Raw genomic sequence first — 22681 nt, 5'->3', positions numbered from 1 at the left:
GAGAAGGGAAGAAAAATTCAGGAGGAATCAATGGCAATCGAAGCATCATCCGAACAGACACGTGAGCCGCGCATCCGGCTCGGCATGGTGGGCGGCGGCGCGGGCGCGTTTATCGGCGCGGTGCACCGCATCGCGGCACGTATCGACGATCAGTACGATCTCATCGCCGGCGCGCTGTCGGCTTCGCCCGAAAAGGCGATCGCATCCGGTCGCGACCTCGGCCTCGATCCGTCGCGGACCTATTCCAGCTATCGCGAGATGGCGATCCGCGAAGCGAAGCTGAAGAATGGCATCGAGGCGGTGGCGATCGTCACGCCGAACCATGTTCACTACGATGCGGCCAAGGAATTCCTGAAGCGCGGCATTCATGTCATCTGCGACAAGCCGCTGACATCCAACCTTGCCGATGCGAAGAAGCTGAAGAAGATCGCCGACGAGAGCGGCGCGCTCTTCGTGCTGACGCATAATTACACCGGCTATCCGATGGTCCGCCAGGCGCGGGAGATGATTGCGAATGGCGAACTCGGCGACATCCGCGTCGTCCAGGCCGAATATCCGCAGGACTGGCTGACGGAAGCGGTCGAGCAAACCGGCCAGAAACAGGCTGCCTGGCGCACCGATCCTGCGCAGTCCGGCGTCGGCGGCTCGACCGGCGATATCGGCACGCATGCCTACAATCTCGCCGCCTTCATCACTGGCCTGGAGCTCGACAGCCTCGCCGCCGATCTCGACAGTTTCGTTCCGGGCCGCCGGCTGGACGATAATGCGCATGTCATGCTGCGCTTCAAGGCGAAGGGCTCGGAGAAGCCCGCCAAGGGCATGCTCTGGTGCAGCCAGGTTGCGCCCGGCCATGAAAACGGCCTGATGGTGCGTGTCTACGGCACCAAGGGCGGGCTGGAATGGACCCAGAAGGACCCGAATTACTTGTGGTACACGCCTTTCGGCGAGCCGAAGCGGCTGATCACTCGGGGCGGCGCCGGTTCAGGCGCTGCTGCCGGCCGTGTCACGCGCGTGCCATCAGGGCATCCGGAAGGTTATCTCGAAGCCTTTGCGACGATCTATACGGAAGCCGCGCATGCGATCAACGCCCGCAAGAAGGGCAAGGCCGTCGATAAGGCGGTGGTCTATCCCACAGTCGATGACGGCGTGAAGGGTGTGGCCTTCGTCGAAGCCTGTGTCGCGTCTTCGAAGAAGAACGGCGCCTGGATCAAGGTGTGAATTTACCGATCCGCGTGGCCCAATGAAAAACGCCGAGGCGATCTCAAGTCGCCTCGGCGTTTTATTTTATTTTCGGTCAGGCAGCAGCGGTGCGGCCACGCTTCAGTAGGTTATCGACGCTCAAGGGTCCGGCGCCTGCCGCCACCAGATAAAGAAACACGAAGCAGAACAGGATCGCCGCGACGCCGCCGTTCTGTGCGGGGTAGATGCCCTTCGAGGCATGCCCGATGAAATAGGCAAAGGCCATCAGGCCGGAGAGCACGAAGGCTGCGATACGGGTCTGGAATCCCACCAGGACCAGAAAGCCGAGGGTGAGTTCGAGCAGCCCGGCAATCCAGGAGAGCGAGCCCGCGGGCGGCACACTTGCCGCAGCCGGAAAATGCAGGATCTTCTGTGTTCCGTAGCTGAAAAGTACAAGTGACGAGACAATGCGCAACAGGCTCAGCAGATGAGGTTGCAGCGAATGGACCGAAGAGAGCATTGGATCCCTTTCATATTTGTGATGCCATTTCCCGTGTAAGGATCGCGGTCTCAACGGCCAAATCACGACTGCTGACATTGCCGTTATGAGAGCGGCAGCGCGGTGAGGGAGCGGCGTTGCAGCTGTTCTGTTTTTCCTCCTGCAACGTTGCAGTTTTTCTCGCCGTCAGCCTGTACTTTGCCTTCAGGCTTGGCTAAATCCGGCGCAAACGGCTCAACCTGAGAGATAGGATTTACAGATGATCGATCCGAAGAAACTCGCGGAGCGCTTTCCTGGCGACTTCACTTTCGGCGTTGCCACCGCTGCCTTCCAGATCGAAGGCGCCAGCAAAGCCGATGGCCGCAAGCCATCCATCTGGGATGCTTTCTGCAATATGCCCGGCCGCGTCCATAATCGCGATAACGGCGACGTTGCCTGCGATCACTATAACAGGCTGGAACAGGACCTCGATCTCATCACGGAAATGGGTGTCGAAGCCTATCGGTTCTCGATTGCCTGGCCGCGCATTATCCCCGAAGGCACGGGTCCGGTGAACGAGGCCGGCCTCGATTTCTACGATCGGCTGGTCGACGGCTGCAAGGCGCGGGGCATCAAGACCTTCGCGACGCTCTACCACTGGGATCTGCCTCTGTTGCTCGCCGGCGAGGGCGGCTGGACGGCGCGCTCGACCGCCTATGCGTTTCAGCGCTATGCCAAGACGGTGATGAACCGCCTTGGCGATCGCCTCGACCGGGTCGCGACCTTCAACGAACCCTGGTGCATCGTCTGGCTCAGCCATCTCTATGGCATCCATGCTCCGGGCGAGCGCAACATGCAGGCCGCCCTTCACGCCATGCACTACATGAACCTTGCCCACGGTCTCGGCGTCGAGGCGATCCGCTCCGAAGCCCCAAATGTGCCCGTCGGGCTTGTGCTCAACGCCGCCTCGATCATCCCCGGCTCCGACAGCCCGGCCGATCTTGCCGCTGGCGAGCGTGCGCATCAGTTCCACAACGGCGCCTTCTTCGATCCCGTCTTCAAGGGCGAGTATCCGAAGGAATTCGTCGAGGCGCTCGGCGACCGCATGCCTGTCATCGAAGATGGCGACTTGAAGCTTATCAGCCAGAAACTCGACTGGTGGGGCCTGAACTACTACAAGCCCGAGCGGGTCACTGATGATGCCCAACGCAAAGGCGATTTCCCCTGGACGGTGGAAGCGCCGCCGGCAAGCGACGTCAAGACCGATATCGGCTGGGAAATCTATGCGCCGGGCCTGAAGCTCTCGGTCGAGGACCTCTACGGCCGCTACGAACTGCCGGAATGCTACATCACCGAGAACGGCGCCTGCGACAACACCGATGTCATCGACGGCGAGGTCGACGACACGATGCGCCTCGACTATGTCAGCGATCACCTCGAAATCGTTGCCGGCCTCATCAAGGACGGCTATCCCCTACGCGGCTATTTCGCCTGGAGCCTGATGGACAATTTCGAATGGGCGGAAGGCTACCGCATGCGCTTCGGTCTGGTCCATGTCGATTATGAGACCCAGGTGCGTACGGTAAAAAAGAGCGGCAAATGGTATCGCGAACTCGCGGCCAAATTCCCGAAGGGCAATCATAAGCCGGGTTAGGGGTGCGTCCTCAGGCGGGGCACAAAAATAGCTCGTCAGAAACCTGCAACAGCCGGTTGCTTAAACGTTTTTGAACCCTTGGCTGGCAAAGTCCGACGGTCAGGGAGTCGTAATGCAGACAGCCGGAAAGTCGCAGAGCAAAGGATCGGGAGTAAGCCGTCACATCACCGTCACCGGCGTGCTTTTCTCCTTCGCGGTTATTGTCGCAGTCGTCACCGTCATGGTGCTGACGGCGCTCGAACGCGTGGCTGAAAATGCCAATCTCCTCGATGACGAGCGCTCGCGCGAAACGACGGTCGGCGCGCTGAAGACCTTCGAGGATCAGCTCGGCGCGACGCTTGACGATTACGCCGCCTGGGACGACGCCGCCGTCAACGTCTACGCGCCTGACGGCATGGCCTGGACGGTGAGCAATTACGGCGAGATGTCGGTCAACAGCTCACTGTTTGACATGGCGATCGTCATCGATGGTGAGAAGAAGGCGATCATGGCCTATCGCGACGGCAAGCCGATGGAGGAGCCGCTCACGGATTTCTTCGCGCCGTCGCTCTGGAGCCTGCTCGACACGGTGAAGGCGGCCGGTCCGGCCGATCGTCCCCAGGCGATCGGTTTCGTCACCACCAAACGGGGCATTGCCGCCGTCGGCGTGGCATTGGTTCGGAAAAAGTCCGGTGCGCTTGATGTGCCCGCCGGCCAACACCGCTACCTCGTTTTCGCCCGCCATCTCGATGACGACAGGGTGGCCGCTCTCGGCCAGACCTATGTCATCGGCGGGCTGAGGCTGGCGCCGCCTGGCTTTGCGGCCGACTATCGCGTACCGATCGTCGATCCGACGGGGGCAACGCTCGGCAAGCTCGTCTGGATCTCGCGTTCACCCGGCGATATCGCCTATGCACAGGTGCGGCCGATGGTCATCCAGGCGCTCGGCCTCGTCGGATTGTTTTTCGCAGTACTGCTGGCTATCGGCTGGCTTGCCGGCCGCCGCCTGAAGGCGGAGGAAGGCAGCGCCCGCGAGGAGGCGCTGCGCGACAGGCTGAGCGGCCTTTCCAATCGCGACGGTCTCGGGCTCGCCGTCGATCGTTTTGTCGTGGAGGCACGCCAGACCAAGCGCAACGTGCTGCTCCTCTATCTCGACCTCGATGGCTTCAAGGAAGTCAATGACAGCTATGGCCACGGCACCGGTGACCAGTTGATCCGCGCGGTCGCGGCCGGGCTCGACGTGCTCATTCCGCAAGGTGCGGTTCTTGCCCGTATTGGCGGCGATGAATTTGCGATCGCCTTTCTCTCCGACAGCGAGAATGCCGCCGCCCTGCAGCTTGCCGAGCAGATCCTCGATTTTCTCGTCGAGCCATTGGAGATCGGTCGCCGTGTCGTCGTCGTTGGGGCAAGCATTGGTATCGCCATGTCGCCTTTCGGGGCGATCGGGCGTGAGGAGCTGGTGCGCCGTTCCGACCTTGCCATGTACAAGGCGAAGGAGGCCGGCCGCGCGCGCATGACGCTCTACGACCCGTCGATGGACGCCGATCGAGAGCAGCGCAATGCGCTGGAGCTCGATCTGCGGATCGCCATCGAAAGCGGCGACCTGACGCTTGCCTACCAGCCGCTGATCGATGCGGCGACGCATGCCATGACCGGCGTCGAGGCGCTGGTGCGCTGGAACCGTCCGGGACATGGCCCTGTGTCGCCCGAGCTGTTCATCCCGATCGCCGAGACCAGCGGCCTCATCGAATCACTTGGCCTGTTCGTGCTGCGCAAAGCCTGTGAGACAGCCAAGCAATGGCCGGACCTCAACGTCTCGGTCAACGTCTCGCCCGGCCAGTTCCGCAATCCCGCCTTTACCGACTATGTGCGCTACGTGCTGAAGCAGACGGAGATCGAGGCCGGTCGTATCACGCTCGAGATCACCGAAGGCTACATGATCCAGAATCCGCAGCGCACCCGCCAGTCGATCGAACGGTTGAAGGGGCTGGGGGTTAAGGTGGCGCTCGACGATTTTGGCTCCGGCTTCTCCTCGATCGGTTATCTCAGGCAGTTCGGCTTCGACCGCATCAAGATCGACCGCTCGCTGGTCATGGGTGTCAACGAGGACAAACGCCAGCGCGAGATGCTGCAGGCGACGGTAGCGCTTGCCCGCTCGCTCGACATTCCGGTGACGGCCGAAGGCATCGAGACCGAGGAGCAGGCGATAGCCATGCGCCTGTTCGGCTGCGACTGCCTGCAGGGCTATTGGTTCGGAAAGCCTGTGACATCAGACCTTATCACCGAGATGCTGAACGAGCGGCGTGCAGCGGAGCCGCAAGCTCGGCGCCGCATCAGCGCTGTCTGACTGGTGGGCCTGATCCTCAGACAGCAAGGCTGTTCCAACCGGAATCCCGGCTTAGCTGCCGATATGCCGTTGGCCACGCTTTTTCGCGAGGGCGATCTGGTGCTGCCGCTGACGGTAACGCAGCCGGTCTTCCTCCGTGCGCTTATGATAGCAGTGGCTGCAGGAAACGCCTTCCTCGTAGAGCGGTGAGGTGATTTCTTCTGCGGTGATCGGGTTGCGGCAGGCGTGGCACAGCCTGTGTTCGCCTTCCTTCAGACCGTGCTCGACGGAAACGCGCTCGTCGAAGACGAAGCAGGCGCCATCCCAGAGGCTTTCCTCCTGCGGCACTTCCTCCAGATATTTCAGGATGCCGCCCTTCAGATGATAGACCTCGTCGAAGCCCTCAGCCTTCATGAAAGCGGTGGCCTTCTCGCAACGTATGCCGCCGGTGCAGTACATGGCGACCTTCGGCTTGTTGTGCAGGCCGGGATTGTTGCGCACCCAATCGGGAAACTCTCGGAAGGTCTTGGTCTTCGGGTCGAGCGCGCCGCGAAAAGTGCCGATTGCCGTCTCGTAATCGTTGCGGGTGTCGATGACGATCGTATCGGGATCGGAGATCAGCGCATTCCAGTCCTTGGCCGCCACATAGGTTCCGACCACCTTGTTGGGGTCGACGTCCTCGACGCCCATGGTGACGATTTCCTTCTTCAGCTTCACCTTCATGCGCAGGAAGGGCATTTTCGAGGCGCGGCTTTCCTTGTGCTCCAGGCCCGAAAATTCCGACTGGGCGCGCAGGAAGGCGAGCGCGGCGTGAATGCCGGCATCCGGGCCCGCGATCGTGCCGTTAATGCCTTCATGCGCCAGAAGCAGCGTTCCCTTGACGCCGTTCTCCTCGCAAAGCGTCTGCAGCGGTGCCTGCAGGCTGGCAAAGCGCGGCACGGAAACGAAATGGTAAAGTGCGGCCACGAGGAACGGGCTGGTGTGTGTCAGGCTGTCGGTCATAGGCCGGAAATACAGAAAATCAGCGGGCGGCGCAATTGCCTTCGCCAGCGGCCGCCTTGACCGCTGACCGATTACGCTCGCGCCTGCCATTCGGAAAACGGCCGCACGCCGAAGCTCCGGTCGGGGACGGCGTCGAGAACGCTGATGAACTCGATTGAGTGCCCGTCCGGATCCTTGAAATAGATCGACAGCGCCGGCATCCAGCCGAGAACCACCGGCTCCGTTACCGGTTCACCGGTAAAGCCGAGAGGTTCCACGCCCTTTGCCCTGAGAATGTCAGGCGCCTGCAGCACGCCATCGGCGGTCATGCGGAAGGCGATGTGCAGCCGCATCTTCAGCGGCCCGGTTCCGGTTTCCCAAAGGCCGAGCATACCGGTCTTCCTGTCGTCCACCCAGAGGAAAGTGACTTTGCGCTCCTCGAACGACGCTGCGGGTTCGAGCCCGACGACATCGCGGTAGAATTCCGTGGAGGTCTTGAGATCGGCAACGGTCAGATGTGTTTCGTAGAGCCCGAGTACCTTCGGCATCGCGGCATTTTCGGCGGTCATTTTTTCCTCGCGGATCAGGTCTCTGCTTGTTTGACCACCGCAAGCTAGGACCTCAAGATTGGTTGAGGTCAACAGGGTTCTTTGTGATATTGCAGGAAATGCAGAGCAACGCGCAGGCACTTCCGGTTTCGCTGTCTCTCAACTCCCGGCCATCAGCCAGAGAAGCTCGATGCGCTGGGCTTCCTCGTCGGCATCATCGGCGAAGACGGCTTCGGCTTTGATCAGCGCTTGCCGCCGGTCTTCCTGCTGGCGGAAGATGATGATGTCGAGCAGATGCGTCAGGTCGTCATTGCGAGTGAAGAGCTGCGGTTCTGCCTCGACCAGTTCGGAGAGTACGGTGAGATCATGGATGTGGCCGAGATCCTCGACGAGTTCGCTGGCCGCATCGCGCTTAGCCTTCATCGCGCCCGGCCAGATGTCGCGCAAAAGGGCATGGTAGAGCCGATAGTCGTAGGTGCGTTTGCGCAGATCGTGGAAATCGTCGGCCGATGCCTCGCCGTGACAGGCTGTAAGCGCGGTCTTGGCCTTCCGCGCGATGCGGCGCCAGCTCTTCGCCAGCATGCGTGCATTTTTGCGGTGGCCGCCATCAAAGGAGACGGCGTCTAAGGCGGCGATCGCCTCCTTCAGAACGTCGGAGGTTTCCGCGAGCCGCTGTTCCAGGCCGCTTTCGGCTTCCGCCATCCAATCACGGCGGCCTTCGAGGATGGTGACGATGCGGCCGAGCGCCTCGCTCTCCTCGTTCCCGCGGGCTGCATGCTGCAGATATTGGGCGGTGCCGATGAGGGCGGTAGCGTCGCGGATCGCCGAAAGCGAGTGTGCGGCATCGCGAAGCCTCGCATTTTCTTGGGCTTGGAAATCCGGAATTTCGCGGGCCACGAGGCGGTAGAGCGAGCGTAGTCGCTTCAGGTTCTTGCGGAAGGAATGGATCGCCTCATGCGCGCCGTCCGGGCGTTTTCTGAGGACAGTGATGGCGTGTTCCAGCTGCCTGGTCGCGACGCTACGGAACGCTTCGGTGAAATCGGCGTCAGGCCGAATGCGATAGGCCATGCCTGTCGTGCCCGTATTCTGTGGCAAGGGCCTGGTTGGAATAGCGGAAATCCCCGGTTACTTCGCGGCCGAGCCAAGCGGGCAGCGCCGGATCGTCGGTTTCCGCCGTCATCTCCACCTCGGCGATCACCAGTCCGCGATGCTCGCCGGTAAAGACGTCGACTTCCCAGACGAAACCCTCATGCGGAACGCGGTAGCGCGTCTTCTCGATGACGACGCCGATGGCGTTCAGCAGCAACTCTTCGGCATCGGCGATTGGGATATCGTATTCGAATTCGTCACGAGTGATGGTGCTGCGGCCGATCTTGATCGTCAGTCTCGCCTTCCTGCCGTCGAGGATGCGCACCCGCACGGAACGGTCGTCCATCGAGGCGATGTAACCCTGCCTGAGGACAGACTTCGTCTCGACGGCGGAACGCCATCCATCGCTGCGTACAAGAAACTTCCGCTCGATTTCTTTCGCCATGCCGGTGAACCTTTTGTGACGATTGCGGCACGGTAGCCCACTTTCCAGGCATTTCATACCCTTCTTGTGATGCGGTCCGGTTTTATCTCGACAAGGTTCCGCGGGGGCGTTATTCGGGATGCAAATTCAATCGTTTCAAGGAAGTCGCACGACCATGGGCGAGAAAACAGAGAAGCTCCTTTCCATCCTGAAACTCCAGCCTGTCGTTCCGGTATTGATCGTCGACGATGCGAAGTCAGCGGTGCCGCTCGCCCGCGCGCTCGTCGCGGGCGGGCTGAAGGCGATCGAGATCACCATGCGCACGCCGGCGGCACTCGAAGCCGTGCGCGCCGTCGCTGCCGAGGTCGAGGGCGCCGAAGTCGGCGCCGGGACGATCCTGAATGTCGCCCATTGGGAAGCCGCCGTCGCCGCCGGTTCGAAGTTCATCGTCAGCCCCGGCACGACGCAGGAACTGCTCGATGCCGCCGCCGATTCCGACGTGCCGCTGCTTCCGGGGGCCGCGACCGCCAGCGAAGTCATGGCGCTGCGGGAAGAAGGCTACCAGGTGTTGAAGTTCTTCCCGGCGGAGCAGGCCGGTGGCGCCGCTTATCTCAAGGCGCTGTCCTCGCCGCTTGCAGGCACGTTGTTCTGCCCGACCGGCGGCATTTCGCTGAAGAACGCCCATGATTATCTGTCGCTGCCGAACGTCATCTGCGTCGGCGGCTCCTGGGTGGCGCCGAAGGAACTGGTTGCGGCTGGCGACTGGGCTGGGATCACCAAGCTCGCAGCAGAGGCGGCAGCGCTGAAGGCTTGAGTTTCGGCAGGAGCGGGTGAGCGCCACCGCTTAATCCCGCTCCTCCTATTTGTATTTCAGCCGTCGCAAACCTATGTTCTCCTCCAGTTTCAAACAGGGAGACGACGAGGAATGTTCGACGCAAAGAAGCTTCTCGACCAGTTCTTGGGTTCACAGATGCCGGGTCTTGGCGGTTCGGTCCGCGACAGGGCCGGCGACGCCGTGCAGACGGCAAAGAACAATCCGCTGGCGACTGGCGCCATTGCCGCCGTACTTCTCGGCACCAAGACCGGCCGCGGTATTGCCGGCAATGCACTGGCGATCGGCGGTCTTGCCGCCATTGCCGGTCTCGGCTACCAGGCCTACAAGAATTACCAGGCGGGGCAGGCGCCGGCAGCCCCCTCGGATGCGCCGTCGGCAAACAACCCGGTTCTCCTGCCGCCGCCTGCCGAGTCCGGTTTCGGGCCGGCGTCGCCTGCCGGCAGCAACGAATTCGTGCTGGTGCTGATCCGGGCGATGATCGCCGCCGCCAAGGCCGACGGCCATATCGACGATGCCGAACGCGCCCTCATCATGGACAAGGTCAAGGCCGCCGACGTCAGCGGCGAGGCTGCGGCCTTCATCGAGCAGGAACTCGCTTCGCCGACGGATATCGATGCGCTCGTTGCTGCCGCGACGACGGAAGAACAGCGTGTCGAGCTTTACACCGCCTCGCGGCTCACCATCGACCCGGATTCGCGCGCCGAGCGCGGTTATCTCGATCTGCTTGCCGGCCGCCTCGGCCTTGCCGACCAGCTGGTCGACCATATCGAGGCAACGGTGTCCTCCGCCAAGGTGACCTTGTCACAGTGACATCTAAAGCATGTCGCGCAAAAGTGTGCAGCGGTTTTGCGACAACGACATGCGTTGAAATAAGGGCCCAAAGCGCGACGCGCTTTAGGCCGGTTGCCTTTGTCGGGCGGCTGGCCTATCCACTCTTCCGAAAAGGGGAGTGGACATGCGCGATCTTGCAAATTTCAAGGGATGCCCGGCGCCGAAGCCGGTCACGCTGAAGGGCCGTTTCGTCACCGTCGAGCCTTATCGGCGCGCCGAACATCTTGAGGCGCTGTGGGATGGGCTTGGCGGCATGGGCATCAATCCGCTGCTTCTCTATTTCGCGCAGGACGACTTCTCCGGTATCGACGATTTCGCCAGCTGGCTGGAAACCGTCAACACCAAGTCCGGCTGGCTCACCCATATCTTCCGCGACAATGCCACCGGCAAGATTGTGGGCATGGCGAATTACATGCGCGCCGACCCGGCAAACGGCGTCGTCGAGATCGGCGGGGTGGCACATGGGCCTGAGATGAAGCGGTCGCCGCTTTCGACCGAGGCGCATTATCTGATGGCCAAGCATGTCTTCGAGGATCTCCGCTACCGCCGCTACGAATGGAAATGCGACAATAAGAATGACGCGAGCAAGACGACGGCCGCCCGTTACGGCTTCAGCTTCGAAGGCATCTTCCGCCAGCACATGATCTCCAAGCATCGCAACCGCGACACCGCATGGTTCTCGATGATCGACAGTGAATGGCCGCTGATCAACGATGCCTTCGAAGCCTGGCTTTCGCCTGAGAATTTCGATGCCGAGGGCAACCAGATCCGCCGCCTGCAGGACATCCGCGTCGATCTTGAAAAGGAAAGGCTGGTATGAGCCCGGAAAGCCGCTCGCAGGCGACCGCCGCTGGCATCATCCTGCTTAGCGCCGCCCTCGTCATCTATTTCCTGCCGACCATCGTGCTGTGGATCGGCAATTTCTCGCCGACGCTGGCGATCGTCGTCGGCGTCTGCCTGATCATGGCGTTTTTCGCAGTTTTCTGGCTGCGGGCGCGCTACCAGCGCAGCCGGGGGAAATAAGTCTACAGCATTGCGCAATTGCGGACGCAAAACCGCTGCGCACTTGTGCTGGAATTGTTACCCCTGCAGCGAGGCCCCGAGCAGCAGGGCGCCCATCAGCATGACGAGCACGGCGCCGAGGATTTCGATGGCGTTGCCGATCCAGATCGAGGCGGTCGAGCCGCGTCCGGAGAGGCGGACGGCCGCACTCTTGGCGGTGACGGCAAGTGTGGCAAGCAGGGAAACGGTGATCGCCGTGCCGAGCGACATGGCGGCGACCGAAAGCACGCCGCCGAGATAGAGCCCGTTGAGCAGCGAGAAGGTCATGACCAGCAATGCGCCGGAGCAGGGGCGCAGTCCGACGGCCACGATCGCCGACCAGGCCTCGCGGGCGCTGAACCTGTCGCCGGCGAGCAGGGACGGATCAGGCACATGGGCATTGCCGCAGGTCTCACAGACCATGCCGGGAACGAAGGTGTGGCCGGCTTCCACAGCCTGCGCCTTGCCGTTGAAGGCATAGGCCTGGCGTTCGGCGGCATTGTCCTTCCAGTCGAGCATCATGCTGACCGGACCGGCCGGCGTCGCCATCAGCCGGCGGCGCGGCATGTTGCCCACCAGCGACCGCAGTTTGCGGAACAGCAGCCAGCCGCCGAAGAGGATGACCATGACGAAGCTTGAGATCTCCATCGCGTGGGTCGCCGCCGTCAACGTAATGCCGGTGCCGCGCAGCACCAGCCAGGCGCCTCCGACCAGCGCCACCGCCATCACGCCCTGGACGAAGGCCGAAATGAAGGAAATCACCACGCCGCGCTTCAGCTCCACCTCGTTGGCGATCATGTAGGAGGAGATGACCGCCTTGCCGTGGCCCGGGCCGGCGGCATGGAAGACGCCATAGGCGAAAGAGAGGCCGATCAGCGATGCCAGCTGCCAGGGGTCTTGGCGCATTGCCTTCAAGGCACCGGTCAGCGCCCGGTAGAAAGCTTGCTGCTCGTAATTGACGTAGAGAAATAGTGGCGCAAACGGCCCGCCAGTCGGCTGGAAGCTCGGCTCCGCCGTGCCGATGCCAAGCGGCGATTGCGCATGAGCGAGGCTTGCAGCCGTCACCAGCGCAAGGGTCGCAGCGGAAAGGATGAGGGGCAGGCGTTTCGTCAGCATGTGACCTCCAGCCGGGTGGCGAAGAGTTTGGACATGTTGGTGCCGGTGGGATCGTTGAAGAAGGCGTCCGTCAGCGACTGTTTGTTTTGCGAGATCACCTCGTCGGCATCCGGCCGCACCACCTGATGTTTGCAGGCCTTGAAGCCGTCTCCGACGATCGCAAGCTCGTTGTCTGTCGGAAAATCGATCGAGGTGTAGAGCGTCGGATCGTAGACGCCGAAGGTGAGCCTGCCCTTCAGCGGCATCTTTTCCACCGGCTTTACCGCGAAGAACATCAGCAGCTGGCCATCCTTGTAGTCGACATGGATGATGTCGGGCTTCTGGACGGTGATGTTTTTCCCGTTGATCGTCAGGTTCATGTAGTAGTCGTAATCAGCAAGCGACTTCTTGACCGTGTTGCCGACGTCGGTCAGCTCGTTCGGCTCCAGCTTCAGGTCGGTGTTCTTGTCGAAATCCATGACCACGGAGGACGAAAAGACCTCGTCGAAGCGCCAGACGTTGCGCAGTTCCTCGACACTGCCGTCCTTGCCGGCCACGACTTCGAGACGCGCCTCCACGAAGATGTGCGGATGAGCAAAGGCGGCGGTCGGCGCCAGCGAAAGAAGTGCGGCGATTAGTATCTTCGAATGTCTCATCTATCTCGCTGCCCTGTTCGCTGCCCCTGACTTCTTGCCAGAAATTGGGACGGAATTGGGACCGGGCTCGGCATCGGTTTCGCGGGGCCGGATGTTGATGCAGGGCGGAATGTCGCATCGCTTCGCAAGGGCACTGCGCTAAAGCACGTCACACTTTTGCGCGACATGCTCTACGGATGCTTCTTGAACCAGTTGTGCAGGTAGTCGACGAAGATCCTTACCTTGGCCGGCAGGTAGCGCCGGTGTGGATAGACGGCATAAATGCCGCGGTCGGTCGGGATGTAATCGTTGAACAGCGTGACCAGTTCGCCGCTCTCGATCGGCTTGCGGGCGATGAAATCCGGGATGAAGGCTATGCCGATGCCGGCGAGTGCTGCGCGTAATGTTGCATGCGGACTGTTGACCTCTATCGGTCCGGATACGGCGACGGCGAACGAGGTGTTGTCGGGATTGTGGAAGCGGATGCTCGCCTGGGTGCGCGCGTTGGTGTCGACGATGAAGGGGACGTTGGAAAGGTCCGTCGGATGCTCGAGGTTGGGATGACGCTCGAGAAACTCGGGGGTGGCGCAGATATGGATGCGGAAATCCGAGATCTTACGGGCGATCATGCCGGAATCTTCGAGCTTGGTGATGCGGATCGCCACGTCGAAGCCTTCCTCGATCAGATCGACGAACCGGTCATCGGCGGCGATCTCCAGCGAAAGGTCCGGATTCTCCTTGGCGAAATCGATCAGCGACTGGCCGACATCGGCATCAACGAAGGTGCGCGGCACGGAAATGCGCAGCCGTCCTTTGAGCTGTGCATTGTTCTCACGCACGAGATCGGCGAGGTTGTCGATCTCCTTTAAGATATCGGAGGCGGTGCGGTAATAGGTATGGCCGGCTTCGGTCATGGAGAATTGTCGGGTGGTGCGGTTGAGCAGCAGGGCGCCGAGCTCATCCTCCAGTTCGCGCACATATTTGGAGAGCAGCGCCTTTGAGCGGCCGGTGCGTCTTGCCGCGGCGGAGAAGCCTTCGGCCTCGACGACATCGATGAAGGCACGTATGCGGGTCAAGGTATCCATGGCACCCCTCAGGCTGTTTCGGAATGTTGAACAAATTGGCTCGTCTTGTTCAATTATTTTTTTAGCCCGAGATCAAAAAATCGCTTGATTATGAAGGCGAATATTCTTATTTCCCACTCAGCCCAAAGTCGCACGTGCCCATGGGTGTCCGCCGAACCCTCGAATTGGTGAGGAAATCGGTAAGGTACCTGGAATTAACCCCTCCAGTCGCTATTCCGGCCAACCGGAAAATGCGAGGACGCCTGAAGCAACGACGGTGCGGGCCTTTTTGTTCTCTCCCTGCTTTCCATCAGCGGGGGTTACTGAAGAGGCACACCATCATTGCCGGAAGTGCGGTTGGGACTCTCCCTCCAATCCATGGCAGACAAAGCCGAACTTACACCGCACCGCGGCGTTGGTTCACCATCCGCGCATCGAGCGCTTGCTATGGTTCCGGGGTCTCCACCGGCTGGTTCCAATGCGAGCTATCGTATGCCCTTTGTCCTCCGGTTCATGCCGGAGCTCTGGAATTGGAAGAGGGAATCGATATGACCACCCAGCGCATCCGCGACTTTCTCGCAACCCGACGTCCCGATGGTCCCTGCCTTGTGGTTGACCTCGACGTCGTTCGCGACAATTTCCACGCCTTCCGTCACGCTATGCCGGACAGCGCCATCTATTACGCCGTGAAGGCCAACCCGGCTCCGGAAGTGCTCAAGCTGCTCGCAGGCCTCGGCTCCAATTTCGATTGCGCATCCGTTGCCGAAATCGAAATGGCGCTCGAAGCCGGTGCGACCGCCGCCCGTATCTCCTACGGCAACACGATCAAGAAGGAACGTGACGTTGCCCGCGCGCATGCGCTCGGCGTCAGCCTCTTTGCGGTCGACAGCCACGAGGAAGTCGAGAAGATCTCGCGCGCCGCTCCCGGCGCCCGTGTCTTCTGCCGTGTGCTCACGGATGGTGAAGGCGCTGAATGGCCGCTGTCGCGCAAGTTCGGCTGCGTCCCGCAGATGGCTGTCGACGTTCTCGTCTACGCCCATCAGCTTGGCCTGCAGTCCTATGGCGTCTCGTTCCATGTCGGTTCGCAGATGACCAAGGTCGATGCCTGGGATTCGGCACTCGCCGATGCCAAGCGCGTCTTTGTATCGCTTGCCAAGCAGGGCATCCACCTGCAGATGGTCAACATGGGCGGCGGCTTCCCGACCAAGTACCTGCGTGACGTTCCGTCCGCAGAAGCTTACGGCAAGTCGATCTACCAGGCGCTGCGCACGCATTTTGGCAACCAGATCCCGCAGACGATCATCGAGCCGGGCCGCGGCATGGTCGGCAATGCCGGTGTGATCAAGGCGGAAGTCGTGCTGATTTCGAAGAAGTCGGACAATGACGATGCCCGTTGGGTATTCCTCGACATCGGCAAATTCGGCGGTCTCGCCGAGACGATGGACGAAGCCATCCGCTATCCGATCCGCACGGATCACGACGGCGACGAGATGGAGCCCTGCGTCATCGCCGGCCCGACCTGCGATTCGGCAGACGTGCTCTACGAGAAGAACCTCTATCCGCTGCCGATCTCCCTTTCGATCGGCGACGAGGTCCTGATCGAAGGCACCGGCGCCTATACGACGACCTATTCGGCGGTCGCTTTCAACGGTTTCGATCCGCTGAAGGCCTACATCATCTAAGGTCGTTTCCGCCGGCCCCGTAACCAATCGGGGCGGCAACTTCACAATTTTCTTTCATCGCCGCTGAAAACGGTATTGGGTACGGGAGGCCAAGATGGCCGCTGTTCTTGATTCTGTCCGCGCATTCTTTGCGCCTACCACTTTCGCCATCGACGCCGAAAATCCCTCGGATGTCGTTGCGCGTGAAAACCTGCTCGACCGCGTCATGGGTCCGGATCGCCGCAAGAAGTCGTCGGAGAAGATCCGCCGCAACCGCGTTCCGGCCGAGGGCCTTGCGCTCGTGGCGCGCGACCGCGACGGCCATGTCATTGGCTCGGTGCGCCTCTGGAACATCGAGGCCGGCGTCAATGACGAAGGCACGCCGATCAACGCGCTGCTGCTTGGACCGCTCGCCGTTGCGCCGCATCAGGGCGGCAAGGGCATCGGCTCGGCGCTGATGCGCGCGGCGATTCTTGAAGCGAAGAAGCGTGGGCACGGCGCCGTCCTGCTCGTCGGTGATGCTGCCTATTACGAGCGCTTCGGCTTCTTTGCGGAAAAGGCTCGCCATCTTGTCATGCCGGGTCCGTTCGAACGTTCGCGCTTTCTTGCGCTCGAGCTCACGGAAGGCTGGCTTGACGGCGCGGCCGGCATGATCGTCCCCTCGGGACGCATGCTGGCCAGCGCGCCGGTTCGCCGCGCAGCCTGAGCTGTGCCGATCGGCCGGTCGGGGTTGGGAATCTTTCCCTCCTGGCCGGCAATGTCCGCGCCGCTTGACCATGGAGGCAGGCGGGCCTGTCGTGGTTGCGGCGCGGATTGTCTTTTGATGGGTGCGCGGCTGTGGTCAGCTGGGTAAGCGTCGCACGCGGAAACACAATCGCGTGAAAAGTGGCGCCGGCACGCGAACAAATCGCTGCGATATCCTATCTTGCGTCGCATGATCCGCCTTCTTTCCCTTCTGCTTTTCTTCTACCTGCCGCTTGCCGCAACGGGGCCGGCGACTGCTCAGAGCACGGCTTCCGGCGTCGGCGGGCTTGGCCCGCGTCTCGATCGCGCGGCGAGCGACCCCGCGATGAGGCCTCTCAAGACGGTGATTGTCGCCCGTGACGGACGCGTGCTCGGCGAACGTGGGTTCCATGGTCATTCGCCCTCGGAATCGACCAATATCAAATCCGCCTCGAAGTCGATCATCTCGGCGCTGGTCGGTATCGCCATCGATAAGGGCCTGCTGAAGGGGCCGGATCAGAAGATCGCGCCGATCCTGAAGACCGATCTCCCGGTAACGCCCGACCCGCGCATCAACGACATCACCATCGGCAATCTTCTCTCCATGCAGGCTGGGCTCGATCGCATGTCGGGGGCGAACTACGGCCGCTGGGTCTCCTCGCGCAACTGGGTGCGCTTTGCGCTGTCTCAGCCTTTCGTCGATCAGCCCGGTGGCGAGATGCTCTATTCCACCGCATCCACACATCTGCTGTCGGCCATTCTCACCAAGGTCGGCCGGCGGCCGACGCTGGTGTTGGCGCGTGAATGGCTCGGCCCGGTCGACGGTTTCCGCATCGGTGCATGGGAACGCGATCCGCAGGGCATCTATCTCGGCGGCAACCAGATGGCGATGAGCGCCCGGTCGCTGCTTGCCTTCGGCGAACTTTACCGCAACGGCGGCAAGACCGCCGACGGCCGCCAGATCGTCCCTGCCGACTGGATCTCCCAGTCGTGGCAGCAACGCACCAACTCGCGCTTCTCGGGCGATGAATATGGCTATGGCTGGTTCACGCGGCAGATCGGCGGCGAGCAGGTGCATTTCGCCTGGGGTTATGGCGGGCAGATGCTCTATATCGTGCCGTCGCTCGATCTCACCGTCGTCATGACCTCGGAAGAGAGCGGTCCATCTGCCCGAAACGGCTACAAGGACTTGCTGCACGATCTGTTGGCGGACATTATCGGCGAGGTGCGGGCCGCCTGACGACAGTGCCGCGCGTCTGCAGACGCGCAAAGGACGCTGTAACGCTTGAATTGCTGCATTATGCCGCAGGAAAACCTCGCGATCGTTAAATTCTTAGCGAAGCGCCCAATCAAACCGCAAAACGCTTCCTGTAAATTCCGCAAGAATTTCGGGAAAGCGCCATGCTGCTGGATCTCAGGACAATCTATTTCATTGTTGCCGTGAGTTGTTTCGTGCTGGGCATCCTCCAGCTTGCTGCCTATGCGACCGGCCGCTTCGAGAGGTGGCCGCTTTGGTGGGGTTTGAGCAACCTTCTTGTCGGCGTCGGGTCCTTCCTCGTCGCGTTGCGCAATCTCGTTCCCTACTCCGTCTCGATCGACGGCGGCAATATCGTCACCATCGCCGGCTACATGCTGATGTTCTTTGCCGTGCGGGTGTTTTCGGGGCGGGCGCTCGACCAACGCACTTTCTGGCTTGCCATCTTTCTCGTCAGCGTTCCTGTCGTCCTCATCGTCAGCGATCCATCGGCAGTCTCGGCGAGGCTCCTCTACGTCTCCGTCATCTGCTGCCTCTGCGATCTTGCCGTCGCAAGGGAGGCAATCAGCATTGTCCGGCGCGAGAAGCTGTATTCGGCAGCCCTGCTTGTCGGCCTCTATATTTGCACTGCGGCGATCTTTGCGATTCGCAGCATTCTCGCGGCGACCGGTGAGATCGGTGGGCCGGATCCTTTCGGCGGTAGTGCAATTCACAGCTGGATGGCGGTATCGGCGGTCGCGTTCATCATGCTTCGCAGCATGGCGATGGTGCTGATGGCTGCCGAGCGCAGCCGAAATCAGCTGACGGAACTCGCTCACCACGATCCGCTGACCGGCGCCCTCAATCGCGGTGGCCTTGCCCAACATCTGCCGGCTCTCGGTTCCCAGCCGGTATCGTTGCTGATCATCGATATCGACCATTTCAAGCAACTGAACGACAGGCATGGCCATGCCGCCGGCGACGATATTCTGCGGCTTTTCGCCAGTGTTTCGAGAAGCATCATGCGCTCCGACGACCTGCTTGCCCGTCAAGGTGGGGATGAGTTCCTGGCGGTGCTGAAAAATGTTTCCCGGGAGGATGCAGTGGCGATTGCCGAGCGCATTCGTCTCGCCTTCGCCGCCGCCGTCCTGCAGCGGCCGGATCTGGTAGTCTTTCCGACGCTGAGCATCGGCGTTGCCGCGCGTGCGGAAAGCGGCGGAGATTTTGAACGGCTGGTGCAGAAGGCGGACGAGGCGCTCTATCGTTCGAAGCGCGAGGGCCGCAACCGGGTCGAAGCCTTCGGGGAGAATCAGCAGGCAGCGTAGGAACGGGGCGCGCGCCTATCTCAGCGCGTGCCTAGATATTCTGGTCCATCGTTTCGGCCGGGATCTCGTCCGCGCGGTGGACGCGCACAAGCGTTGCCGGCACGCCGGCGACCGTGCAATGCGTGGGAACCGATTTGAGCACGACGCTGCCGGCCGCGACTTTGCTGAAGGCGCCGATTTCGATATTGCCAAGGATCTTGGCGCCCGCGCCGATCATCACGCCGTGGCGGATCTTCGGGTGGCGGTCGCCGGTCTCCTTGCCGGTGCCGCCGAGCGTGACGTTCTGCAGGATGGACACTTCATCCTCGATGACAGCCGTTTCGCCGATGACGATGCCCGAACCGTGGTCGAGCATGATGGACGCGCCGATCCGTGCCGCCGGATGGATATCCGGGCCAAAGACCAGCGAAACGAGATTGGCGAGCCAACTGGCGATCTCCGGACGGCCGGAGACCCAGAGCGCATGGGCGATACGATGCGTCTGTAGCGCATGAAAGCCCTTAAGATTGAGAAGCGCGTGCAGAAATGTCGTGCAGGCCGGATCGCGCTCGCGCACGGCGATGAGATCGGCCTCGACCTTCCGCATGATATCGCCACCAAGTGTGGACAGGATGAGATCGAACAGATCACCGGTTTCCACCTGCGCCACGGAGAGCCGCGCGGCAAGCACGCGGGCGATGATCTCATCGTTGCCAGCGCTGTCCGTTACCTGGGCGGCAAGCAGCTGCTGCAATATCGGCTCGCGTGCGGCAAGCTCAACGGCCTCGGCGCGGATCACGGTCCAGACGGATGCGTCGCCCAAAGTCTGCGGTTGTTCGGTCAAACCGAGGCCGGTCGATTTCGACATTCCCGTTTCCTCCGTCAGCCACGGCAGCGCAAAGCGTTTCCCGCGCGTGGTTTATGTTTCGCCCGGGCCAGGCATTTGGCAAGCCCCGATTATAGTCTAGCCGTCCGACGGTTGCAGGTCAGGTGTCCGCTCCGGAAGCCGGCGCCAGTGATAGAGCACATCCGGCTCCCGTTCTTCGTTGTCGGCGCCATCGGTCTCCTCTTCGGCGGTAAAGCCGTGCCGTTGGTAGAACGCACGAGCGCCCGCATTGTGCTGGAACGTCCAGAGCCTGATCTCGTCCATCTCTTCCTTGGCGCAGCCAAGAAGCAAGGAGCCAATGCCCATGCCCTGAAAGTCGGGAAGAACGTAAAGCTGCTCTATCCAGTTGTCGCCATAGGCGATGACACCGACGAACCGGTTGCCCATGGCAGCGCCGAGGATCGAGCAGTTCGGCAGCAGATGCATGCGCCAGTACTGCTCCTCTTCCTCGGGTGTATGCAGATCCGGTAGCCAGGGCAGCCGCTGCCACAGGGCGACACGTCTGATTTCAGCTGCGGCTTGCATGTGGTCGGCCGTCAGCGCCACGATTTCGGGTTCCGTCAGGGCGTCGTCCATTACCGGCAGCGGGGCTCAGGCCGAAATATCGATGACGCCGCAGTCGCCGGCTTCGGAGCCGAAGGCGAGCAGCTTGCCGTTTTTGCTCCAGCTCATCGCCGTGATCGCGCCCTTGCCAGGTCGGCGCAGCAGCGCTTCCTTGCTGTCGGCGATGCGCACCGCCAAGATCATGCCATCGATGAAGCCGATGGCGAGGATATCCTCGAGCGGATGGAACTTCACCGCGGTCGCCATGATATTGGCGCGAGTGCCGAGCTCCAGCGGCGCCTTGCCCATCGGACCGTCCTTGCCCTGGAAGGGCCAGACGATTGCCGCAGGCGCACCTGAAGAGGCGAGCCACTTGCCCTTGACCGACCAGGAGAGCGATTTCACCTTGGAGGGGTAGCCGGTCATGCGCATGTGGCGGGCTTCGGTGCCGGGCTTGATGTCGAGCTTCCAGCCGTGCAGTGCGTTTTCCTGCATCGAGGTGACGAGAAAATTACCATCAGGCGAGAAGGTGACGCCGGTATGCGCACCCTTCCATTCAAGATCGACCGGCTTGGCGTTCATGCCGATCCAATGCAGCGACACACCGTTGTAGCGCGCCGCCGCGATGCGCAGACCTTTCGGCGCAAAGGCAAGGCCTTCAACCGTGCGCTCCTCGGGGAATTCCTTGGTCGTGCCGTCGGCAAGGCGCACGAGCGAACTCTTGCCGTAGGAATAGGCAACGGCACCCTGCGGGCCGGCTGCGACTTGCGAAATCCACTTGCGAGGCGCGGTCGCGATTTCGCTGACGCTGCCGTCGGCGGCAATGCGCAGCACCTTACCGTCCTCGCCGCCCGAGATCAGGCTCTCGCTGTAGGGATCACGAATGGCGGTGAGCATGCCCTGATGGGCTTCGGAAACCCTGTCGCCGCCATCCAGCCGGTGGAATGTGCCGTTTGCGCTTGCGAAGAAGGGAACATCACCTAAAAATTCGACGGCCAGAACGTGGCCGTCGAGATCAAGCGGTGCAACTGTCGGCATCAGGCGGCTGCCCCGCAGGCCTTGAAGGAGGCTTCGAGCTTCTCGCGGTCGAGTTCGCGGCCGATGAAGACGAGACGGCTCTCGTGCTTTTCGCCTTCCTTCCACGGACGCTGGTGATCACCCTCGATGATCATGTGCACGCCCTGAACGACGTAACGCTCGGGATCGTCCTTGAAGGCGATGATGCCCTTGAGACGCAGAATATTCGGCCCCTGCGTCTGGGTGATCTTCTGGATCCAGGGGAAGAAGCGCTCCGGGTTCATCTCGCCGCCGCGCAGCGACACCGACTGCACCGTCACATCGTGAATCGCCGACATCGCGCCATGTTGATGGGCGCCATGGTGATGATGGTCGTGGCCGTGGTCATCATGCTGATGACCGTGATGATCATGGTCATGATGGTGGTGGTCATGATCGCAATCGGGGCCGCAGACATGGTCGTCATGGCCCTGCTCGAGGAAATGCGGATCGTTTTCGAGTGCACGTTCCAGGTTGAAGGCGCCCTGATCGAGCACGCGGGCGAGATCGACGCCGGAGCGGCTGGTCTTATAGACGCGGGCAGCCGGGTTGATGGCGCGGACGATATCCTCGATCACATCAAGTTCTTCCGGGGTCACCAGGTCGCTCTTGTTGATGATGACGACGTCGGCGAAGGCGATCTGGTCTTCGGCCTCGCGGCTGTCCTTCAGGCGCAGCGGCAGATGCTTGGCATCGACGAGGGCGACGACGGCATCGAGCTCGGTCTTGGCGCGTACATCGTCATCCATGAAGAAGGTCTGGGCGACCGGCACCGGATCGGCAAGGCCCGTCGTTTCGACGATGATGCCATCGAAGCGGCCAGGACGGCGCATCAGGCCTTCGACGACGCGGATCAGGTCGCCGCGCACCGTGCAGCAGACGCAGCCATTGTTCATCTCATAGATTTCCTCGTCCGACTCGACGATCAGGTCGTTGTCGATGCCGATTTCGCCGAATTCATTGACGATGACCGCATATTTCTTGCCGTGATTTTCGGAGAGAATGCGGTTGAGCAACGTCGTCTTGCCGGCGCCGAGATAACCGGTGAGCACGGTAACGGGAATAGGCTTCAGGGTGGAGATCGCGTCGGTCATGAGAACCTCTAGGATTAGGCG

23 protein-coding genes are annotated in these 22681 nt (G+C 61.6%); 11 read left to right on the top strand and 12 right to left on the bottom strand.

What is annotated here, in order from left to right; translation table 11 throughout:
• Positions 1–30: 30 nt before the first annotated feature.
• Positions 31–1218 (top strand): Gfo/Idh/MocA family protein, encoded by a 1188-nt coding sequence (locus U5G49_RS18950; protein WP_018243617.1) that lies wholly within the window; start codon positions 31–33, stop codon positions 1216–1218.
• A 76-nt stretch (positions 1219–1294) separates the two neighbouring features.
• Here the strand turns inward: U5G49_RS18950 and U5G49_RS18945 are convergent, their stop codons facing one another.
• A complete protein-coding gene (locus U5G49_RS18945) occupies positions 1295–1699 on the bottom strand; it encodes a DoxX family protein (protein WP_018243616.1) in 405 nt (134 codons plus the stop codon).
• A gap of 238 nt (positions 1700–1937) precedes the next feature.
• Between U5G49_RS18945 and U5G49_RS18940 the strand changes: the two genes are divergently transcribed.
• Positions 1938–3311: a GH1 family beta-glucosidase gene (locus U5G49_RS18940; RefSeq protein WP_193444328.1), complete on the top strand. Its 1374-nt coding sequence runs from the start codon at positions 1938–1940 to the stop codon at positions 3309–3311.
• A gap of 112 nt (positions 3312–3423) precedes the next feature.
• A complete protein-coding gene (locus tag U5G49_RS18935; RefSeq protein ID WP_193444327.1) occupies positions 3424–5637 on the top strand; it encodes a putative bifunctional diguanylate cyclase/phosphodiesterase in 2214 nt (737 codons plus the stop codon).
• A gap of 51 nt (positions 5638–5688) precedes the next feature.
• Here U5G49_RS18935 and trhO read toward each other — a convergent pair whose 3' ends face one another.
• The 4 genes from trhO to U5G49_RS18915 all read right to left on the bottom strand — a co-directional run bounded on the left by trhO (position 5689) and on the right by U5G49_RS18915 (position 8679).
• Positions 5689–6618: an oxygen-dependent tRNA uridine(34) hydroxylase TrhO gene (gene trhO, locus U5G49_RS18930; RefSeq protein WP_193444326.1), complete on the bottom strand. Its 930-nt coding sequence runs from the start codon at positions 6616–6618 to the stop codon at positions 5689–5691.
• Positions 6619–6689: 71 nt separating this feature from the next.
• Positions 6690–7166 carry a VOC family protein gene (locus U5G49_RS18925; RefSeq protein WP_193444325.1) on the bottom strand — a complete coding sequence of 159 codons (477 nt, stop codon included), beginning with the start codon at positions 7164–7166 and terminating at the stop codon, positions 6690–6692.
• Positions 7167–7304: 138 nt separating this feature from the next.
• Positions 7305–8213, bottom strand: a complete 909-nt coding sequence (locus tag U5G49_RS18920) for a CHAD domain-containing protein (protein WP_193444324.1) — start codon at positions 8211–8213, stop codon at positions 7305–7307.
• Positions 8191–8679 carry a CYTH domain-containing protein gene (locus U5G49_RS18915; protein ID WP_018243610.1) on the bottom strand — a complete coding sequence of 163 codons (489 nt, stop codon included), beginning with the start codon at positions 8677–8679 and terminating at the stop codon, positions 8191–8193. The genes U5G49_RS18920 and U5G49_RS18915 overlap by 23 nt, the downstream gene beginning before the upstream one ends.
• Before the next feature lie 154 nt (positions 8680–8833).
• On the opposite strand from U5G49_RS18915, the gene U5G49_RS18910 reads away from it, so the two are divergent.
• The 4 genes from U5G49_RS18910 (at position 8834) to U5G49_RS18895 (ending at position 11347) form a co-directional block, all read left to right on the top strand.
• Positions 8834–9472 carry a 2-dehydro-3-deoxy-phosphogluconate aldolase gene (locus U5G49_RS18910; protein ID WP_018243609.1) on the top strand — a complete coding sequence of 213 codons (639 nt, stop codon included), beginning with the start codon at positions 8834–8836 and terminating at the stop codon, positions 9470–9472.
• A 111-nt stretch (positions 9473–9583) separates the two neighbouring features.
• The gene (locus tag U5G49_RS18905) at positions 9584–10303 is read left to right on the top strand and encodes a tellurite resistance TerB family protein (protein WP_112905199.1); all 720 of its coding nucleotides are present in this window, start codon (positions 9584–9586) and stop codon (positions 10301–10303) included.
• Positions 10304–10448: 145 nt separating this feature from the next.
• Positions 10449–11144, top strand: coding sequence for a GNAT family N-acetyltransferase (locus tag U5G49_RS18900; protein WP_193444323.1), 696 nt, complete (start codon positions 10449–10451; stop codon positions 11142–11144).
• The gene (locus U5G49_RS18895) at positions 11141–11347 is read left to right on the top strand and encodes a hypothetical protein (RefSeq protein ID WP_017962148.1); all 207 of its coding nucleotides are present in this window, start codon (positions 11141–11143) and stop codon (positions 11345–11347) included. Before U5G49_RS18900 ends, U5G49_RS18895 begins: the two co-directional genes overlap by 4 nt.
• Before the next feature lie 57 nt (positions 11348–11404).
• On the opposite strand, the gene U5G49_RS18890 is transcribed toward U5G49_RS18895, so the two are convergent.
• The 3 genes from U5G49_RS18890 to U5G49_RS18880 form a co-directional block, all read right to left on the bottom strand.
• Positions 11405–12481 carry a nickel/cobalt transporter gene (locus tag U5G49_RS18890; RefSeq protein WP_018243605.1) on the bottom strand — a complete coding sequence of 359 codons (1077 nt, stop codon included), beginning with the start codon at positions 12479–12481 and terminating at the stop codon, positions 11405–11407.
• Entirely contained in the window at positions 12475–13116 is a 642-nt protein-coding gene (locus tag U5G49_RS18885) for a DUF1007 family protein (RefSeq protein ID WP_018446031.1), read from the bottom strand. The genes U5G49_RS18890 and U5G49_RS18885 overlap by 7 nt, the downstream gene beginning before the upstream one ends.
• Before the next feature lie 170 nt (positions 13117–13286).
• On the bottom strand, positions 13287–14180 hold the full coding sequence (locus U5G49_RS18880; protein WP_171377090.1) for a LysR family transcriptional regulator: 894 nt from the start codon (positions 14178–14180) through the stop codon (positions 13287–13289).
• A gap of 527 nt (positions 14181–14707) precedes the next feature.
• On the opposite strand from U5G49_RS18880, the gene odc2 reads away from it, so the two are divergent.
• The 4 genes from odc2 to U5G49_RS18860 all read left to right on the top strand — a co-directional run bounded on the left by odc2 (position 14708) and on the right by U5G49_RS18860 (position 19102).
• On the top strand, positions 14708–15841 hold the full coding sequence (gene odc2, locus U5G49_RS18875; RefSeq protein WP_018517632.1) for an ornithine/lysine decarboxylase: 1134 nt from the start codon (positions 14708–14710) through the stop codon (positions 15839–15841).
• Between the two features lie 94 nt (positions 15842–15935).
• Positions 15936–16526: a GNAT family N-acetyltransferase gene (locus U5G49_RS18870; protein ID WP_020051676.1), complete on the top strand. Its 591-nt coding sequence runs from the start codon at positions 15936–15938 to the stop codon at positions 16524–16526.
• Between the two features lie 228 nt (positions 16527–16754).
• Positions 16755–17783 (top strand): serine hydrolase domain-containing protein, encoded by a 1029-nt coding sequence (locus tag U5G49_RS18865; protein WP_193444364.1) that lies wholly within the window; start codon positions 16755–16757, stop codon positions 17781–17783.
• 161 nt (positions 17784–17944) lie between these two features.
• The gene (locus tag U5G49_RS18860; RefSeq protein WP_193444322.1) at positions 17945–19102 is read left to right on the top strand and encodes a GGDEF domain-containing protein; all 1158 of its coding nucleotides are present in this window, start codon (positions 17945–17947) and stop codon (positions 19100–19102) included.
• A 31-nt stretch (positions 19103–19133) separates the two neighbouring features.
• On the opposite strand, the gene cysE is transcribed toward U5G49_RS18860, so the two are convergent.
• The 4 genes from cysE to U5G49_RS18840 form a co-directional block, all read right to left on the bottom strand.
• A complete protein-coding gene (gene cysE / locus U5G49_RS18855; protein WP_193444321.1) occupies positions 19134–19949 on the bottom strand; it encodes a serine O-acetyltransferase in 816 nt (271 codons plus the stop codon).
• A gap of 96 nt (positions 19950–20045) precedes the next feature.
• Positions 20046–20543 carry a GNAT family N-acetyltransferase gene (locus U5G49_RS18850; RefSeq protein ID WP_193444320.1) on the bottom strand — a complete coding sequence of 166 codons (498 nt, stop codon included), beginning with the start codon at positions 20541–20543 and terminating at the stop codon, positions 20046–20048.
• Positions 20544–20558: 15 nt separating this feature from the next.
• The gene (locus U5G49_RS18845; RefSeq protein ID WP_018243596.1) at positions 20559–21548 is read right to left on the bottom strand and encodes a WD40 repeat domain-containing protein; all 990 of its coding nucleotides are present in this window, start codon (positions 21546–21548) and stop codon (positions 20559–20561) included.
• The gene (locus tag U5G49_RS18840) at positions 21548–22660 is read right to left on the bottom strand and encodes a CobW family GTP-binding protein (RefSeq protein ID WP_018243595.1); all 1113 of its coding nucleotides are present in this window, start codon (positions 22658–22660) and stop codon (positions 21548–21550) included. Before U5G49_RS18840 ends, U5G49_RS18845 begins: the two co-directional genes overlap by 1 nt.
• Positions 22661–22681: the final 21 nt, after the last annotated feature.

It is taken from the genome of Rhizobium indigoferae, from assembly GCF_034554815.1.
Taxonomy (GTDB): domain Bacteria; phylum Pseudomonadota; class Alphaproteobacteria; order Rhizobiales; family Rhizobiaceae; genus Rhizobium; species Rhizobium leguminosarum.
The sequence above is the reverse complement of the archived record's forward strand: the minus strand, read 5'-3'. Positions and strand labels throughout refer to the sequence as shown.